General features: G+C 75.1%; 10 protein-coding genes. 8 read left to right on the top strand and 2 right to left on the bottom strand.

Annotated elements, in window-relative coordinates:
• The first annotated feature begins 160 nt into the window (after positions 1–160).
• The 6 genes from Srubr_RS35330 (at position 161) to Srubr_RS35305 (ending at position 12,581) form a co-directional block, all read left to right on the top strand.
• Positions 161–4,018, top strand: a complete 3,858-nt coding sequence (locus tag Srubr_RS35330; RefSeq protein ID WP_189995968.1) for an FtsK/SpoIIIE domain-containing protein — start codon at positions 161–163, stop codon at positions 4,016–4,018.
• Positions 4,019–4,196: 178 nt separating this feature from the next.
• Entirely contained in the window at positions 4,197–5,576 is a 1,380-nt protein-coding gene (locus Srubr_RS35325) for an ABC transporter substrate-binding protein (RefSeq protein WP_189995969.1), read from the top strand.
• A gap of 7 nt (positions 5,577–5,583) precedes the next feature.
• Complete coding sequence (locus tag Srubr_RS35320) at positions 5,584–6,927, top strand: carbohydrate ABC transporter permease (protein ID WP_189995970.1); 1,344 nt, start codon at positions 5,584–5,586, stop codon at positions 6,925–6,927.
• Positions 6,924–7,832, top strand: coding sequence for a carbohydrate ABC transporter permease (locus tag Srubr_RS35315; protein ID WP_189995971.1), 909 nt, complete (start codon positions 6,924–6,926; stop codon positions 7,830–7,832). The genes Srubr_RS35320 and Srubr_RS35315 overlap by 4 nt, the downstream gene beginning before the upstream one ends.
• Before the next feature lie 348 nt (positions 7,833–8,180).
• Positions 8,181–10,376, top strand: a complete 2,196-nt coding sequence (locus Srubr_RS35310) for a bifunctional glycosyltransferase/CDP-glycerol:glycerophosphate glycerophosphotransferase (RefSeq protein WP_189995972.1) — start codon at positions 8,181–8,183, stop codon at positions 10,374–10,376.
• 6 nt (positions 10,377–10,382) lie between these two features.
• The gene (locus Srubr_RS35305) at positions 10,383–12,581 is read left to right on the top strand and encodes a bifunctional glycosyltransferase/CDP-glycerol:glycerophosphate glycerophosphotransferase (RefSeq protein WP_189995973.1); all 2,199 of its coding nucleotides are present in this window, start codon (positions 10,383–10,385) and stop codon (positions 12,579–12,581) included.
• A 22-nt stretch (positions 12,582–12,603) separates the two neighbouring features.
• Here Srubr_RS35305 and Srubr_RS35300 read toward each other — a convergent pair whose 3' ends face one another.
• Positions 12,604–13,017, bottom strand: coding sequence for an organic hydroperoxide resistance protein (locus tag Srubr_RS35300; RefSeq protein WP_189995974.1), 414 nt, complete (start codon positions 13,015–13,017; stop codon positions 12,604–12,606).
• 101 nt (positions 13,018–13,118) lie between these two features.
• On the opposite strand from Srubr_RS35300, the gene Srubr_RS35295 reads away from it, so the two are divergent.
• Complete coding sequence (locus tag Srubr_RS35295; RefSeq protein WP_229926704.1) at positions 13,119–13,577, top strand: MarR family winged helix-turn-helix transcriptional regulator; 459 nt, start codon at positions 13,119–13,121, stop codon at positions 13,575–13,577.
• Here the strand turns inward: Srubr_RS35295 and Srubr_RS35290 are convergent.
• Positions 13,531–15,030: a glycosyltransferase family 39 protein gene (locus Srubr_RS35290; RefSeq protein ID WP_229926705.1), complete on the bottom strand. Its 1,500-nt coding sequence runs from the start codon at positions 15,028–15,030 to the stop codon at positions 13,531–13,533. The genes Srubr_RS35295 and Srubr_RS35290 overlap by 47 nt on opposite strands.
• 219 nt (positions 15,031–15,249) lie before the next feature.
• Here Srubr_RS35290 and Srubr_RS35285 point away from each other — a divergent pair, with 219 nt between their 5' ends.
• Positions 15,250–16,521 carry a glycosyltransferase 87 family protein gene (locus tag Srubr_RS35285; RefSeq protein ID WP_189995977.1) on the top strand — a complete coding sequence of 424 codons (1,272 nt, stop codon included), beginning with the start codon at positions 15,250–15,252 and terminating at the stop codon, positions 16,519–16,521.
• Positions 16,522–16,586: the final 65 nt, after the last annotated feature.

Genomic DNA, 16,586 nt, shown 5'->3' with positions numbered 1-16,586 from the left:
CACTTGCCGTCGGGTTCCGGGCGCGTTGCCGACGGCAGGTGCGAGGATGCCTGCAGCAGTCCGCCGGGACGGTTCCGGCGGCCGCTGGCCGACGTGCTCGTGTGGGGTGGGGGGAAGTCCGCGCCCGCGCAGACCCGCGCAGAAGGGACCGCTGACGCCGATGCAGATCCGGCTGACCGTCGTAGACCCGCTCGGTCCGCCCCCGCAGCGGGGCCGCGCCGTGAGCCGCGACGTGCTGGTCACGGCGCCCGTGGGCACGGAGCTGGGCGCGGTGGCCTCGGCGCTGGCCGGGGCGGTCGCGGGCGAGGGGGGCGCGGGGCGGGAGGCCGGCGCGTCCGTGGTGCTGTACGCGGGCGCGGAGCGGCTCGATCCGCGCCGGAGCACGCTCGGTGAGCCGCCGCTGGTGGACGGCGCCGTGCTGTCCCTGGGCGCGCCGGCGCAGCCCGAGCCGCATCCCGAGCTGGACTCCGCGCCGGCGCAGTTGCACGTGGTGGCGGGGCCGGACGCGGGCGGGGTCCATCTGCTGCACGGCGGGCGGATCACCGTGGGCCGCTCCGCCGACGCGGACGTGCCGCTGGACGATCCCGACGTCTCCCGGCTGCACTGCGCGGTCGCCGTCGGCGCGGACGGCCGGGTCTCGGTCGCCGACCTCGGCTCCACGAACGGCACGTCCCTGGACGGCACGCGGGTGACGGACCGTCCGGTACGGGTGCCCGCCGGGGGCCTGCTGCGGATCGGGGAGTCCGCCTTGCGGGTGACTCCGTCGGGCGGGGCCGGGATACGGGTACGGGCGGTGCCGGACGGGGAGGGCCGCGTACGGGTCGGCGTGGGCGGTGGCGGGCCGGGACCGGAGGTGGGGCCGGGGCCGACGTCGGCTTCGGGCACGGGTTCGGTCTCGGGCACGGGTTCGGTCTCGGGCACGGGTTCCGGTTCGGGGCCGGGTCCGGATGCGGTGCCGGGCCCGGGTTCACTTTCTGATCCGGCCTGGGCTCCGCATCCCTCCGGGCAGACGCACCACGCCTACGGCTCCTACACCCCCGCCGCTCAGCCCCGGGATCACCGGCTCGGGCAGTCACCGGTGGTGCCGGGACAGGCCGGGGCGCCGAGCGTGGAGAGCAGGAGCGCGGGCTCCGGTGTGCCGGGCGCGGTGCCCGGCGGTGCCGCCACCCACGCGGGCCGCTTCGGCGTCGCCGGCGGGCCGGGCGGGACGTCCGGAGCGGCGTACGCCGGAGCGCCCGGCGGCGAGGACCCGCGCCCGAGCGGGCGCAAGAACACCCCGGTCAGAGGCACGGACCTGCCGCCGGGCGGCCTCCCCGGACCCGACGGCGCGACCTACACGCAGTACGGCGACCATCCCGGGCACCCCGACGCGCCGTACGGCCACCACCTCGGGCCCGCCGACGCGCCGTACGGCGATCGTCCCGGGCGGATCGACGTGCCGCAGGGGACCCACCCGCTGCCCGGCGACGCCGGTGTCCACGGCGCCCCCGCCCGGCCGGCCGCCGTCCCGCAAGGGGCCCGGCGACGCGGATTCGGGGCCTGGGCCCGGCGGCTGACCGGTGGCCGCGGCGAGCAGGCGGGCGGTGCCGTGCCGTACGACGCCGTTCCCGGGCCCGCCGACGGGGGGCCGGCCGCCGGTGCCGTACCGCGCCCGGACACCTGGCCGGACCCGGCCGCGCTGCTGCTGACCGCGCTCGGTCCGGGACCCCGGCTGTGGGAGCGCGGGCCGGGCCACCCGGAGGCGCTGACCGTGCGGCTCGGCACGGCCGACCGGAGCGCGCCGGACGGCTCGGGGCTCCTGCCCGCCGTACCGGTGACCGCCGCGCTGCGCGAGGCCGGCGCGCTGGGCCTGGCCGGTCCGCGCCCCCGGCTGTCCGGGCTGGCCCGCGCGGTGCTGGCCCAGCTCGCCGCGCTGCACTCCCCCGACCTGTTGGAGATCGTGCTGATCAGCGCGGACCGCTCCCGGGCGGTGGCGGACCGTACGGAGGAGTGGGCCTGGCTGGGCTGGCTCCCGCACGTCCGGCCGGGCCACGGCCAGGACTGCCGGCTGCTGCTGGCCTACGACCGCGAGCAGGCCGCGGCCCGTGTCGAGGAACTGCTGCGCCGGGCGGAGGACCACACCGGGACGCCGGGCGAACCGTACGGAACGGTGACCGGGGCCGGACCCGCCGCAGCGATGCCCGCACCCGCCGGGGCAGCGACCGGCCCCGCCGGGACGGTGCCCGGACCCACCGGTCCCATGGCCGCACCCGCCGGGGCAGTGCCCGGACCCACCGGGACGATCGCCGGCCCCGCGGGGGCCCCGTCCCAGCACGCTCTCACCGGTCCGGCAGGGATATCCGTACCCGCGCAGGGCGCGCCCGCCCGGACCTCCGGCCTCCCCGCTTCCGGCTTCCCCACCCAGTCCTCCGGCCGCCCCGCCAGTGATCCCCTCGGCACCCCCGGCACCGTCGGCGTCCCCGGCGGCGGCTCCCGAGGGCCGTTCACCGTCGTCGTCGTGGACGGAGACCCCGGCGGTTCCGCCCTGCGGGACGCCCTCGCCCGGCTGGCCGTGGCCGGGCCGCGGGCCGGGATCCACCTGGTGTGCCTCGCCGAGACCGAGCCCGCCTCGCCCGTCTCCCCCGTGGCGCGGACGTACGAGGCCGCCTGCGCGGTGACGCCCGCCTTCCGGCACTGCGGTGCCGTCGCGCTGCTCAGCGGGGACGTCGCCACCGCGCTGCAACTGCTGCGGATGGGGCCGGGCGGCCCGGTCGGCCCGGGTACGCACGGCACCGTGGACGCCGTCTCCGCCGCCTGGGCGGACCGGTTCGCGCGGGCGCTGGCCCCACTGCGCCCGGACGGCCCGGACAGTGAGCCGCACCCGCGCGTGGCCGCGCCGCTGCCGCGGGCGGCCCGGCTGCTGGACGAGCTGGGACTGGCCCGCGCCACCCCGGCGTCGCTGATGGCGCGCTGGGCGGACGCGGCGGACGACACCGAGTCCCCGGGCGGCCGGGCCCGGGCCGTGCTCGGCGCCGGGCCGCGCGGCCCGGTCACCGTCGACCTCGTGACGGAGGGGCCGCATCTGCTCGTCGAGGGCCCGGCCGGCAGTGGCCGTACCGAGCTGCTGCGGACCGTGGTCGCCTCGCTGGCCGCCGCCGAGCGGCCGGACCGGCTGGCCATCGCGCTGCTCGACGGCCGGGACGGCGCCGGCACGGGCGCCGGGCGGGGCGAGGGTCTGCGCGTGTGCACGGACATCCCGCATGTGACCACCCACCTGATCGCCAACGACCCGGTGCGAATGCGGGAGTTCGCGCAGTCGCTGAGCGCCGAGCTGAAGCGCCGGGCGGAGTTGCTGGGCCGGACGGACTTCGCCCGCTGGCACGCGGGGCGGGAGGTGTCCGGCCGGATGGTGGCCCAGCGCGGCCCCGCCGTGGGGTCGGCCTCCGGTGACATCGAGGCGCCGCCCAGCTCCACGCTGCGGCTGCGGCCGGGCGCCGCGGCCCGCCAACGCGCCGCGGCGGCGCCCCCGTTGCCCCGGCTGGTGGTGGTCGTGGACGACCTGGACGCCCTGGTCTCGCCGGCGCTCGGCTCGCCGGGCCGGCCCGCCGCCGGCTCGGTGATCAGGGCGCTGGAGGCGGTGGCCCGGGACGGCGACCGGCTCGGGGTGCACCTGGTCGCGGCGGCCGGGGCCGACGGCCGTACGGCCCAGTCCGAGCCGGCCCGCCGGGCGGCCCTGCGGGTCGTCCTGGACGCGCCGCAGCCGGGGCCGGAGCAGCCGGCGCCGGGGCGGGGCCGGCTGGCGTACGCGGACGGGCCGGCCGTGGGCTTCCAGGGCGGCCGGGTGACCGGGCGCATCCCGCGCACCGCGACCCAGCGGCCCACGGTGGTCCCGCTGGACTGGGCGCGCGCGGGCGACCCGCCGGCCCGCCGGCCGGTGCGGGAGCTGGGCAACGGCCCGACCGACCTGGCCCTGCTGGCGAGCGCGGTGGAGCGGGCGGCCCGCGAGGTCGCGGCGGCCGAGATACCGTCCCTGCTCTAGCTCCTCTTCCCCGCGAACTCCCCTGCATGCGTGCCCGGTTACGAGCCGATCACGATACGCCGGTCCGGCCCCCGGGCGCTCTTGCCCGGGTGGAGCGGCCCGGCGTACACCGGACCGCACGGGACAGAGTTCTTACGTTCAACGCGCGTTCAACGAAGAACGAACGAACGGGGAAGTGATGCACAGCAAGAGCAGCACATTCCGGGGCCACCGGGCCGTCACCGCGGTCGCCGCCCTGCTCGCGGGGGCCCTCGCGCTCACCGCCTGCGCCGGCGGTGACGACGACAAGGAGGGCACCGGGGGAAAGACCGGCGCGACCACGGGCACCACCGTCACCCTGCCGAAGCTGGACGGCGCCAAGCTGGAGGTGTCCGCCGTCTGGACCGGCGGCGAGCAGGCCAACTTCAAGAAGGTCCTCGCCGAGTTCGAGAAGCGCACCGGCGCGTCGGTCACCTTCGTGCCCGCGCAGGACCCGATCATCAACTTCCTCGGATCGAAGATCGCGGGCGGCCAGCCGCCGGACGTCGCCCTGCTGCCGCAGCCCGGCGCCATCAAGCAGGCCGTGGACAAGGGCTGGGCCAAGCCGCTCGGGGCGGCGGCCGTCAAGGAGCTGGCGGAGAACTACTCCCAGGGCTGGCAGGACATCGGCAAGGTCGACGGCAAGCAGTACGGCGCCTACTACAAGGCCGCCAACAAGTCGCTGATCTGGTACAACGCCCAGGTCTTCGAGAACGCGGGCGCGAAGGAACCGAAGACCTGGCAGGAGCTGCTGACCGCCTCGCAGGCGGTGTACGACTCCGGGGTCACGCCGTTCTCGGTGGCCGGCGCGGACGGCTGGCCGCTGACCGACTGGTTCGAGAACATCTACCTGTCCCAGGCGGGCCCGGAGAAGTACGACCAGCTGGCCCAGCACAAGATCAAGTGGACCGACCCCTCGGTCAAGCGGGCGCTGACCACCCTGGCCGAGCTGTGGGGGAAAAAGGACTATCTGGCGGGCGGTCAGAAGGGCGCGCTGCAGACGGAGTTCCCGCAGTCGGTCACCCAGACCTTCACCGGCGGCGACCAGCCGAAGTCGGCCATGGTCTACGAGGGCGACTTCGTGCAGGTGAACATCGGCGAGACCGAGTCCGAGGTGGGCACGGACGCCAAGGTGTTCCCCTTCCCCGCGGTCGGCGACAGCGCGCCGGTGGTCTCCGGCGGTGACGCGGCGGTGATCCTGAAGGACTCGAAGGCGGCGCAGGCCCTGGTCACCTTCCTCGCCTCCCCGGACGCGGCCACCATCCAGGCCGGGCTGGGCGGTTACCTCTCCCCGAACAAGAACGTGCCCCTGTCGGCGTACCCGAACGAGGTGCAGCGCAAGATCGCCAAGGCGCTGGTCGAGGCCGGTGACGACTTCCGCTTCGACATGTCCGACCAGGCCCCGCAGGCCTTCGGCGGCACGCCCGGCAAGGGCGAGTGGAAGGACCTCCAGGACTTCCTGAGGAACCCCGAGGACGTCGCCGGCGCCCAGGCGAAGCTGGAGCGGGACGCGGCGGCGGCGTACGGGAACGGGGGCTGATCCAGGCATGGCGTCGGCAGCGGCGGCAGGGGCCGCACCGGGCCCCGCCGCGCCCCGCGGTCGCAAGAGCGTGACCGGCACCCGCAAGACGGTGGCAGCGCTGTTCCTGCTGCCCGCGCTGGTGCTGCTCGGCGCGCTCGTGGTCTACCCGATCGGGTACTCGATCGTCCGCAGTTTCTCGAACGCCTCCGGTGACGGCTTCGCCGGGTTCGACAACTACAGGACGCTGTTCACCGACGACGGCATCCGGACCGCGCTGAAGAACAACGTCATCTGGGTGGTGTTCGCGCCGACGGTCGCCACCGCGCTCGGCCTGGTCTTCGCGGTGCTGACCGAACGGGTGCGCTGGGGTACGGCGTTCAAGCTGGTCGTCTTCATGCCGATGGCGATCTCGATGCTGGCCGCCGGGATCATCTTCCGGCTGGTGTACGACCAGGACCCGGACAAGGGGGTCGCCAACGCGGTCTGGGTGGGCGTGCACGACACGTTCGCGCAGTCGTCGGCGTTCCCCAAGGCGCATCCGGGCCGCAAGTCGCCGCTCGTGGCGGACGGCGGGGGCTTCGTCACCAAGGACGCCGTGCGCGCCGGTCAGCCGGTCGCCCTGCCGCTGGTGGGCGTGGCCCCCGACCAGTTGCCCGACGGTGTGAAACGGGCCGTCGCCGCGCAGCCGGAGCCGGGCAAGGTCACCGGCACCACCTGGCAGGACTTCACCCGCGGCAAGGGCGTCGGCAGGCTCGGTGCCCCGGACCCGTCCGAGGTGGGGTACGCCGGGATGCGGATCGAGGCGGTGAAGGACGGGAAGGTGGTGGCCTCCGCCGAGGCGTCCGCCGACGGCACCTTCACCCTGCCCGCCGCCGCGGACGGGGCCCGGCTGCGGCTGCCCGCGGACAACTTCCGGGAGCCGTACAACGGGGTCTCCTGGCTCGGCCCGGCGCTGGTCACCCCGGCGATCATCGGGGCGTACGTGTGGATGTGGGCGGGCTTCGCGATGGTGCTGATCGCGGCCGGACTCGCGGGCGTGCCCCGGGAGCTGCTGGAGGCGGCCCGGGTGGACGGTGCCTCCGAGTGGCAGGTGTTCCGCAAGGTCACCGTGCCGCTGCTGGCCCCGGTGCTGGCGGTCGTCGTCGTCACGCTGATGATCAATGTGCTGAAGGTGTTCGACCTGGTGTTCATCATCGCGCCGGGCTCCTCCCAGGACGACGCGAACGTGCTGGCGCTGGAGCTGTACCGCAAGGGCTTCTCGGAAGGACAGCCGGGCGTCGCGAGCGCCATCTCGGTGTTCCTGCTGCTGCTGGTGATCCCGGTGATGCTGTTCAACATCCGTCGGCTCAGGCGGGAGGTGCGGCGATGACGGTGACCACCGAAGGCGTCCGGAAGGCCGGGACGGCACGGGCGGTTCCCGCCCGGCGGTCGGTCGGCGCCCGGATCGTGGAGCGGCTGGGCGGCGGGCTGGTCCGCGTGGTGCTGATCGTCGTGGGCCTGTTCTGGCTGGTGCCGACCATCGGCCTGCTGGTGTCCTCGCTGCGCTCGCCGCAGGACATGAGCGCGAGCGGCTGGTGGACGGTGTTCACCGAGCCGTCCCGGCTCACCGTGGACAGCTACCGGACGCTGCTGGAGAACTCCGACATCACGAACTCGCTGCTGAACACCGTGCTGATCACGGTCCCGGCGACGGTCCTGGTCGTGGTGATCGGGGCGCTGGCCGGGTACGCGTTCGCGTGGATGGAGTTCCCGGGCCGGGACTGGTGGTTCCTGGGCGTGGTGAGCCTGCTGGTGGTGCCCGTGCAGGTGGCGCTGATCCCGATCGCCGAACTCTTCGGCAAGATCGGGCTGTTCGGGTCGATCCTCGGGGTGATCCTGTTCCACACCGGGTTCGGGCTGCCGTTCGCGGTGTTCCTGCTGCGGAACTTCTTCGCGGAGATCCCGCGCGAACTGCTGGAGGCGGCCCGCCTGGACGGCGCCGGTGAACTGCGGCTGTTCGCCCGGGTGGTGATGCCGCTGGGCGGCCCGGCGATCGCCAGTCTCGGCATCTTCCAGTTCCTGTGGGTGTGGAACGACATGCTGGTCGCGCTGGTGTTCACCAAGTCGGGCACCCAGCCGATCACGGTGGCCCTGCAGACGCAGGTACGGCAGTTCGGCAACAACATCGACGTCCTGGCGCCCGGCGCGTTCCTCTCCATGGTGATCCCGCTGGCCGTGTTCTTCGCGTTCCAGCGGCAGTTCGTGTCCGGCGTGATGGCGGGCGCGGTGAAGTAACCGTACGAACGGGTCACTTCAGGGGGCGGGCCGGTCGCGGCCCGCCCCCCTTCGCGTCGGGCCGGGGTAGCCCGAATGCCGTACCCGCCGTAACCAATTCACCCCATCGGCCGTTCCCGGACCACCACGCCCGCGCCGAGCGACCCAGGGATGTCCCGTGCCCCGGTTCAGTGTCACCGTGCCGCCACCTCCCGGTTCCCTCCCCGACCCCGGGAGCCGCTGAACACCGTTGTCACGTCCTGGAGTTCCCGTGCCCCTCGGCTCGACGCGGCCCGCCCCGAGCCGGCCGTCCCCCTGGCGTCCGGCGGGACGGCCCGGCCGCGTCCGCACGACGACAGAGAGAACAGAATGCCCCGCTTCAGCATCATCGTCCCGTCCCATGGGGTCGCCGGACGGCTGTCCCAGGCGCTGGACTCGGTCCTCGGCCAGTCCTTCGGCGACCTCCAGCTGATCCCGGTCTGCGACGCCCCCGACGCCGCGGCCGAGGTCGCCGCCGGGTACGCGGGGCGGGACTCCCGGGTGACCGTCGTCCACTCGCCGCCGTCCGCCGGGCTGAGCGGGGCGCGCAACACCGGGATGCGGGCGGCGACCGGCACCTATGTGCTGTTCCTGGACGGTGACGACCTGCTGCTGCCGGGGGCGCTGGCGGTGGTGGACGCCCGGCTGTCCGAGGTCGCCGGGGTGGACGTGCTGTACTGCGAGCACGAGCGCGCCCCCTGGTGGGAGGGCGAGCCGGCGACCCCGGCCGGGCCGCTGCCGGCGAAGGCCCCGCTCGGTGCCTTCGCCCCCGCCGAGCTGCCCGGCCTGACCGGCGTCCAGCTGCCCGCGTGGAGCGCCGTGTACCGCCGGGCCTTCCTCACCGAGCGGGAACTCGTCTTCCCGGACGGGCACTTCACGGACCTGGGCTGGGGCGGGCTGGTGACCGTCGCGGCCGGGCGGATCGCGGTGCTGCGCCGGGCCGTCGTGCGCCACCGGTCCCGCCGCCAGGGCAGCCGGCTGAACCTGCCCGGCCCGCACCAGCACACCCTGCTGGACCAGGTGGAGCGGGTGCTGACCCGGGCGGCCGAGGCGGAGCTGCCTCCCGAGCGGACCGGGCCGCTGTTCGACCAGGTGTTCGCGATGGTGCTGAAGACGGCGTCCCGGCCGGAGCGGCTGCCCTCGGGGCACCGGGCGTTCTTCCGTCGCGCGGCCCGGCTCTACCGGCTGCACCGCCCGGCCGGCCACCGGGTGCCGGACGGCAGCCCCGGCGTGCAGCACCGGCTGCTGGCGGCGGGCGCGTACGGCGCGTTCCGCGCCCTGCGCGGCGCCCACCGGGCGGCCGGCGCCACCGTCGCCCGGCTGCCGCGCCCGCGCGCGGCCCGCACCCGGCTGCGCTACGCCCGCGACCTGCGCCGCCCGCTCGATCCCGGCCTCGCCGTGTACTGCGCGTACTGGGGCCGGGGGTACGCCTGCAACCCGGCGGCGATCCACGCCAAGGCCCGGGAGCTGGCCCCGCACATCCGCTCGGTGTTCCTGGTCGAGGCCGGCCGGGAACACACCGTGCCGGACGGCGTCGAGTACGCGGTGCTCGGTTCGCGCCGCTCCTGGGAGGTGCTGGCCCGGGCCACGTACCTGATCAACAACGCCAACTTCGCCGAGGGCGTGGTCAAGCGGCCGGGCAGCGTGCACCTGCAGACCCAGCACGGCACCCCGCTGAAGACGATGGGCGTGGACCAGTCGGTGTACCCGGTGGTCGCGGCCCGCTCCGGCAGCTTCACCAAGCTGCTGGGCCGGGTCGACCGCTGGGACTTCAACCTGTCGTCCAACCGCCACTCCACCCGGATGTGGGAACGCGCCTTCCCGGGCTCCTACGAACAGCTGGAGTACGGCTATCCGCGCAACGACGTCTACTACACGGCGACCGCCCGTGACGTGGCCCGGATCCGCCGTGAGCTGGGCATCCCGGAGGGCCGGACGGCCGTGCTGTACGCGCCGACCCACCGCGACCACCACACCGGCTTCGAGCCGGGCCTGGACCTGGAGGCGTTCTGCCGGGCGGCCGGGGAGAACGTCGTCGTGCTGCTGCGCGCCCACTACTTCTACGACCGGGGCGGCCCGCGCGGCTCGGGCCGGATCATCGACGTCACCGCGCACCGCTCGACGGAGGACGTGTGCCTGGCGGCGGACGCGCTGATCACCGACTACTCGTCCATCATGTTCGACTACGCCAACCTGGACCGGCCGATCGTGATCCACGCCGACGACTGGGAGGTGTACCGGGAGACCCGGGGCGTCTACTTCGACCTGATGGCCGAGCCGCCGGGCCTGGTCGCCCGGACGCCCGGGGAGCTGGCCGCCGTGTTCCGCGACGGCTCGTACGCCGGTCCCCGGGCGCGGGCGCTGCGGGCCGCGTTCCGGGAGCGGTTCTGCGAGTTCGACGACGGGCGGGCCGCCGAGCGGGTGGTGCGCCGGGTGCTGCTCGGCGAGCCGCCTCAGGCGCTGCCGCCCGTGCTCCCGCTCGCCGAGCGCGTCCCCGCCCCCGCCGCGACCCTCACGAGGAGCTGACCCGCCGTGCCCCGCTTCAGTGTGATCGTGCCCTGCTACCGGGTGCAGGCCTTCCTGCCCGAGTGCCTGGACTCGGTGCTCGGGCAGTCCTTCGGGGACTTCGAGCTGATCGCCGTGGACGACCGCTCCCCGGACGACTGCGGCGCGATCCTGGACGAGTACGCCCGGCGCGATGCGCGGGTGAAGGTGCTGCACCTGCCGGAGAACGTGGGCCTCGGCCCGGCCCGCAATGCCGGGCTCCCGCACGCCACCGGCGACTACCTGCTCTTCCTGGACAGCGACGACACCCTCACCCCGGGCGCGCTGGAGGCCGTGGCCGGCCGGCTCGCCGAGACCGCCGACCCGGACGTGCTGGTCTTCGACTACGCGCGCACCTACTGGTGGGGCGGCACCCGGCGCAACGTCCTCGCGCACCTGCTGGCCAAGGAGGAGGTGTTCACCGCCGCGGAGTACCCGGGCATCCTGGACCTGCTGATGGTGGTCTGGAACAAGGCCTACCGCCGGGACTTCGTCACCGAGCACGGCTTCGCCTTCCCGCCGGGCTACTACGAGGACACCCCCTGGACGTTCCCGGTCATGCTCAGCGCCCGCCGGATCGCCGCCCTGGACCGGATCTGCGTGCACTACCGGCAGCGCCGGCAGGGCAGCATCCTGTCCACCACCAGCCGCAAGCACTTCGACATCCACGACCAGTACGAGCGGGTCTTCGCGTATCTGGCCGGGCGGCCGGAGCTGGCGTCCTGGCGGCCGTATCTGCACCGCAAGATGGGCGAGCACTGCCTGGACATCCTGGCCAAGCCGGACCGGCTGCCGCCCGCCGACAAGGCCGAGTTCTTCCGGCGCACGGCCCGGATGTTCCGCGCCCACCGGCCCGGGGGCGCCCGGGTGGACGGCGAGGTCGCCGTGCTGACCGGTTCCTGGACCGGGTACCGGCTGCGGCGGCAGTCGGCGCGGGCCGGGCGGGAGGCGGCCCGGCGGGCGGGCCGGGCACGCCGGGCCGCCGCCGCGCGGGCCGGCGCCGGCTGGGCCGCGCTCAACGCCCGCCGCCCGCTGGACGAGCGCCTCGTGGTGTACTCGGCGTCCTCGCACCGGGGCGTGCTCGGCGACCCGGCGGCGATCTACCAGGCGGCCCGCGAGATCGCGCCGGAGCTGCGCGGGGTGTGGGTGGTGCGGGACGAGGAGACGGCGGCGGGACTGCCGGACGGCGTGGAGCACGTGATCGTCGGCTCGCGGCGCTATCTGGAGGTCACCGCGCGCGCGAAGTTCTTCGTCAACGACGTCAACTGGCCCGGCACCCTGGCCAAGCGCCCCGGCAGCGTGCACATCCACACCCACCAGTGCACCCCGCTGAAGTACCTGGGCGCCGATCTGCGGGACAAGCCCGGCGCGCGGCTCGGCGTCGACGTGCCGCGGATGCTGCGCCGGGCCGACCGCTGGGACTTCAGCCTGGTCGCGAGCCGCCACGCCGAGCTGGTGTGGGAGCGGGCCTACCCCTGTCACTTCACCTCGGTGCGCACCGGAAGCCCGCGCAACGACGTGCTGGTGCGCGGCGGGCCCGGCGGTTTCCGGGAGCGGCACGGCATCCCGGAAGACCACACGGTGGTGCTGTACGCGCCGACCCGCCGGGACTACCGGCGCGGCGGGTACGTGGACCGGATCGACCTGGCCCGGTTCGCGGCCGGTCTCGGCGCGGGGCACACGCTGGTGGTCCGGCTGCACCCGTCGCTGGCGGCCGGCCCGGCGCGGGGCATGGGCCTGGCGGAGCTGGCCCGGCGCCGGATCGTGGTGGACGCGACCGACGAACCGCACCTGGCGGACGTCCTGCTCGCGGCGGACGCGCTGGTCACCGACTACTCGTCGGTGATGTTCGACTACGCCGTCCTGGACCGGCCGATCGTGGTCCACGCCGACGACTGGCCCGCGTTCGCCGCGAGCCGGGGCACCTACCTCGACCTCACCGCCGAGCCGCCGGGCCATGTCACCCGCGGTTTCCGGGAGCTGTCCGGGCTGTTCCGCTCGGGCGGCTGGCGGGACGGGGAGTCCGCGCGGCTGCGGGCCGCGTTCCGCGCCCGGTTCTGCGAGTTCGAGGACGGGCGGGCCGCCGAGCGGGTGGTGCGGACGCTGCTGCTGGGCGAGCCGCCGTCCGGCCCGGCGTCCCGGATCCCGGGCCAGTCCGGGTCCCGGGACGCGCTGTCGCCGGCGTAGCGGTCAGCAGGCCGCCCGACGGCTACTCGATGACGAGGTCGACGTCGATGTTGCCGCGGGTGGCGTTGGAGTACGGGCAGACCTGGTGGGCGGCCTCGACCAGCTCGCGGCCGGTGGCCTGGTCCACCGTGTCGGGCAGTTCGACGCGCAGGGTGACCTTCAGCCCGAAGCCCTCGCCCTGCTTGCCTATGCCCACCTCGGCGGTCACGGCGGCGTCGCTGACGTCGACCTTCGCCTGGCGGCCGACCAGGCCGAGGGCGCTGCCGAAGCAGGCGGCGTACCCGGCGGCGAAGAGCTGCTCGGGATTGCTGCCCTGGCCGTCGCCGCCCAGCTCGACCGGCATGGCCAGGGCGAGGTCGATCCGGCCGTCGGAGGAGACGGCACGGCCCTCGCGGCCGTGGGTCGCGGTGGCGACGGCGGTGTAGAGCGCGTCCATGGAGACCATCCCTCTCGGATGCGGGGTTCGTTACGATCGAAAGTAGAGCACACAACTAAGTTGTGCACAACTAAATGCCGGGCAAGGGTTACCCTGGAGGCATGACCGAACCGGAGTGGCTCCGCCTGGACCGCCAGATCTGCTTCTCCCTGCACGCCGCGTCCCGCGCCTTCACCGGCGTCTACCGCGTCCTCCTCCAGGACCTCGGGCTCACCTACCCCCAGTACCTGGTGATGCTGGTGCTGTGGGAACAGGGCGAGCTGCCCGTCAAGAAGCTCGGCGAGCGGTTGCGGCTGGACTCCGGCACGCTGTCCCCGCTGGTCAAGCGGCTGGAGACGGCCGGTCTGGTACGGCGTGAGCGCAGCGCCGAGGACGAGCGGTCGGTCCTCGTCCGGCTCACCGGGGAGGGCGCGGCGCTGCGCGAGCGGGCGCTGGAGGTGCCGCGCCGGATCATGTCGGCGACCGGCTTCGACCCGGCGGAGATCGGCGAGCTGCGCGAGCGGCTCGACCGGCTCACCGCCGCCCTGGACGCGGCGGCGCGGACGGAGGCCGCGCGCTGACCGGGCGGACGTAGAGCCGTACGGTCGCCATCCCCCGCACGGCCTCCTCACGGCCGGTGAACTGCTGCCAGAGCGTGGTCACCTTCGCCCGTTCCACGGGGTTGCGCGGCACCCAGCGGGCGCCGAGCAGCCGGCGGTCCCCGACCACCCACACCCGGTCCAGCCGCTCCAGCCTGCGGCGCAGCTCGGCCACGCCGGCCTCGCGCCCGTACAGCGTCCCGGACTCCGCCGCCCCCGCCACCCGCAGCACGTCCCGGGTGCCGCGGAACGGCCGGGGATACGTGAGCGCCACGTTCCGCATGGCCGCCGGGACGAACACGACGGCGTCCCCGTCCGCCAGTTCCCGCCCGGCGGCCCGGGAGACGGCCCCCAGGTCGTCCGCCCGGGACCCGGGGTCGCGGTCGTCGCGGAGGAGGGGGAACTGGTGGAACACCGAGAGGGCGACGGCGGCGACACCGAGGAGGGTGAGGGCCGGGGATGCCAGGGGCCGGCCCCCCGCCCGCCGGCGGCGCCCCCACATCCGCTCCACCGCCCCCACCACCCGCTCCGCCCCGCAGGCCACCAGCAGCGGCGCCCCCGACAGGGCGTAGAGCACGTACCGGTCGACGTACAAGGGCGATGCCTGGGACACCAGCATCAGCACCAGCGGCGGCACCACCGTCACCGGCAGCGCCACCCCCGCGCACGTCGGCTCCCCCCGCCGCCCGGTCAGGCGCGACAGGCCCAGGCAGCCCAGCGCGAGACACACCCAGTACACCGAGTCGGCCGGCCCCAGGAACGTGCGCAGCAGACCCCCGGCCGTCTCCGCCGTGGGCGAGCGCAGCCACGCCAGCTGCGCCGACTGGCCCCGCGACACCACCGCCAGCGGCAGCAGCGCGAGCACGACCGCCGCCGCCGCGCACCCCCAGCCCCGCCATGCCCGCCGTCCGGCCCGGGCCAGCGCCAGCGACACCGCGTGGGCGAGCAGCAGCAGCACGGCGAACTCGTGCAGCCAGCAGGTGACGGCGAGGACCACGCCGTAGGCCCGCCAGGCACCGCCGCGCACGGCCCGTACGAACAGCAGCGTCGCCGCGGTGGCACCGGCCGCGACCAGGGCGTAGGAGCGGCCCTCCTGCGCGTAGTGCCCGGCCATCGGCGTGACGGCGTAGAGCAGCCCGGCCCACAGTCCGGCCCGCGGCCGAAGCAGCCGACGGCCGAGCTCGGCCACCAGCGCCGCCGTGGCCGCCGCCGCGCACACCGACGGCAGCCGCAGCGCGACCTCGCCGGGGCGGACGGCGAGGACGGCGTGCACCAGCAGGTAGTACAGGCCGTGCACCGCGTCCACGTCGTGCAGCAGGTGCCAGATCTGCGGCACGGTTCGGCGCCCCACCTGGAAGCTGACGGCCTCGTCACGCCACATGCCGCCCCGGTCCAGCCGCCACAGCCCGAGGACCAGCATCACCAGCGCGGGCACGCCGGGGACTGCGGCCCGCCGCAGCCGTTCCCGGGCGGGTGGCCGGCTCGTTGTACCGGCCGGTGCGCCCAGGGGCGCGCCGGCCGCTCGACGCGATCGCGGTGTGACAGGAAGCCCGACGTTCACCATGGCCCGATCTCTTGCGATTAGCCAATATTTGCGGATTATGACGGCGTATCAGCCGGGATACACCAACCGCACCGCTTAGGCTCCCATGTGATGAACCGTCTCCGTGTCACCCCCGGACCGATCGTCACCCTCATCGCCCTGTGGCTCGCCACCCGCGCCCTGATGCTGTGGCTGACCGCGCACAGCGGCCCCCGGCTGCTGGGCGGGGGCGCGGTCACCCGGGAGGTGTGGCGGCTGTACCACCACTGGTACGGCGTGCTCGCGCACGGCTCCTTCCCGGTGCACGACACGCTGTGGCAGTACCCGCCGGGCGCGGGCGCGGTGCTGCTGGCGCCGGGGCTGCTGCCCGGCCTGACCTACTTCCAGGCGTTCGTGCTGCTCACCCTGGCCGCGGACGCGGTGACCGTGGCGGCGCTGCTGCGCGCGGGCAGCCGACCCGGCCGCAGCCTGCTCGGCGCGGCCCTGTGGACCGGCGGCCTGCCGCTGCTGCTGCACCTGCCGCTGGCCCGCTACGACGTCCAGGTCACCGCCCTGGCCGTGCTCTCCCTGCTGGCCCTGGCCCGCTCCCCGCGCGCGGGCGGCGCTCTCGCGGCGCTGGGCGCGCTGGTGAAGGTGTGGCCCGCGCTGGTGCTGCTGGGCACGCCCCGGGGCCGGCCGACGCGCGGGGCGTGGCTGTCGGCGGCCTGGACCGGGGCCGGGTGCCTGGCCGTGCTCGCGGTGTTCTTCACCCACCCGCTGTCCTTCCTGCGGGAGCAGGGCGGCCGGGGCGTGCAGATCGAGTCGCTCGGCGGTACGGCGCTCAACCTGGCCCGGCACTTCGGCTGGTCCGGCCGGTCCCGCTACCAGTACGGCGCGGTGGAACTGGTCGGCCCGTATGTCCGCGCGGTCGCCGTCGCCTCCCTCACGCTGACCGTGCTCTCCTTCGGGCTGCTGGTGCTGTGGCGGGTGCGGGCGCGGCACTTCGGCGAGGCGACGCCGTTCGACGCGGCGCTGAGCGCGGTGCTGCTGTTCACGGTCACCAGCCGGGTGATCAGCCCGCAGTACATGATCTGGCTGATCGGGCTGGCCGCCGTCTGCCTGACCTCGCGGCACACCGTCCAGCGGCCGGTGGCAGTGCTCGTCCTGGCGGCGTCCGCGCTGAGCACGGTGGCGTTCCCGATGTACTACCGCGAGGTGATCGACGGCACCTGGGCGGGCTGTCTGCTGATGCTGGCCCGCAACGGGCTGCTGACGGCCGCCGCCGTGCTGTCCTTCGTACGGCTGTGGCGGTCCGCGCGCCCGGCGGCCGGCGGCACCGGGCCCACGACGCGGCCCCGGCCCGGCTCCGACCGCCTCCCGGACCGGGCACTGAGCGCGTCGTAGCGGGGCCTTCCTCGGATCCGGGGCACAGGGGCGGCGAGTCGGTCTTCAGGCCCTGGGCGCCCGGC

The organism is Streptomyces rubradiris (assembly GCF_016860525.1).
Lineage (GTDB): Bacteria > Actinomycetota > Actinomycetes > Streptomycetales > Streptomycetaceae > Streptomyces > Streptomyces rubradiris.
The sequence above is the reverse complement of the archived record's forward strand: the minus strand, read 5'-3'. Positions and strand labels throughout refer to the sequence as shown.

Bases quoted from the DNA above. Each gene is read 5' to 3' on its own strand.
- Srubr_RS35285 (WP_189995977.1), top strand. From the start codon at position 15,250: ATGAACCGTCTCCGTGTCACCCCCGGACCGATCGTCACCCTCATCGCC.
- Srubr_RS35320 (WP_189995970.1), top strand. From the start codon at position 5,584: ATGGCGTCGGCAGCGGCGGCAGGGGCCGCACCGGGCCCCGCCGCGCCC.
- Srubr_RS35310 (WP_189995972.1), top strand. From the start codon at position 8,181: ATGCCCCGCTTCAGCATCATCGTCCCGTCCCATGGGGTCGCCGGACGG.
- Srubr_RS35330 (WP_189995968.1), top strand. From the start codon at position 161: ATGCAGATCCGGCTGACCGTCGTAGACCCGCTCGGTCCGCCCCCGCAG.
- Srubr_RS35315 (WP_189995971.1), top strand. From the start codon at position 6,924: ATGACGGTGACCACCGAAGGCGTCCGGAAGGCCGGGACGGCACGGGCG.
- Srubr_RS35295 (WP_229926704.1), top strand. From the start codon at position 13,119: ATGACCGAACCGGAGTGGCTCCGCCTGGACCGCCAGATCTGCTTCTCC.
- Srubr_RS35325 (WP_189995969.1), top strand. From the start codon at position 4,197: ATGCACAGCAAGAGCAGCACATTCCGGGGCCACCGGGCCGTCACCGCG.
- Srubr_RS35300 (WP_189995974.1), bottom strand. From the start codon at position 13,017: ATGGACGCGCTCTACACCGCCGTCGCCACCGCGACCCACGGCCGCGAG.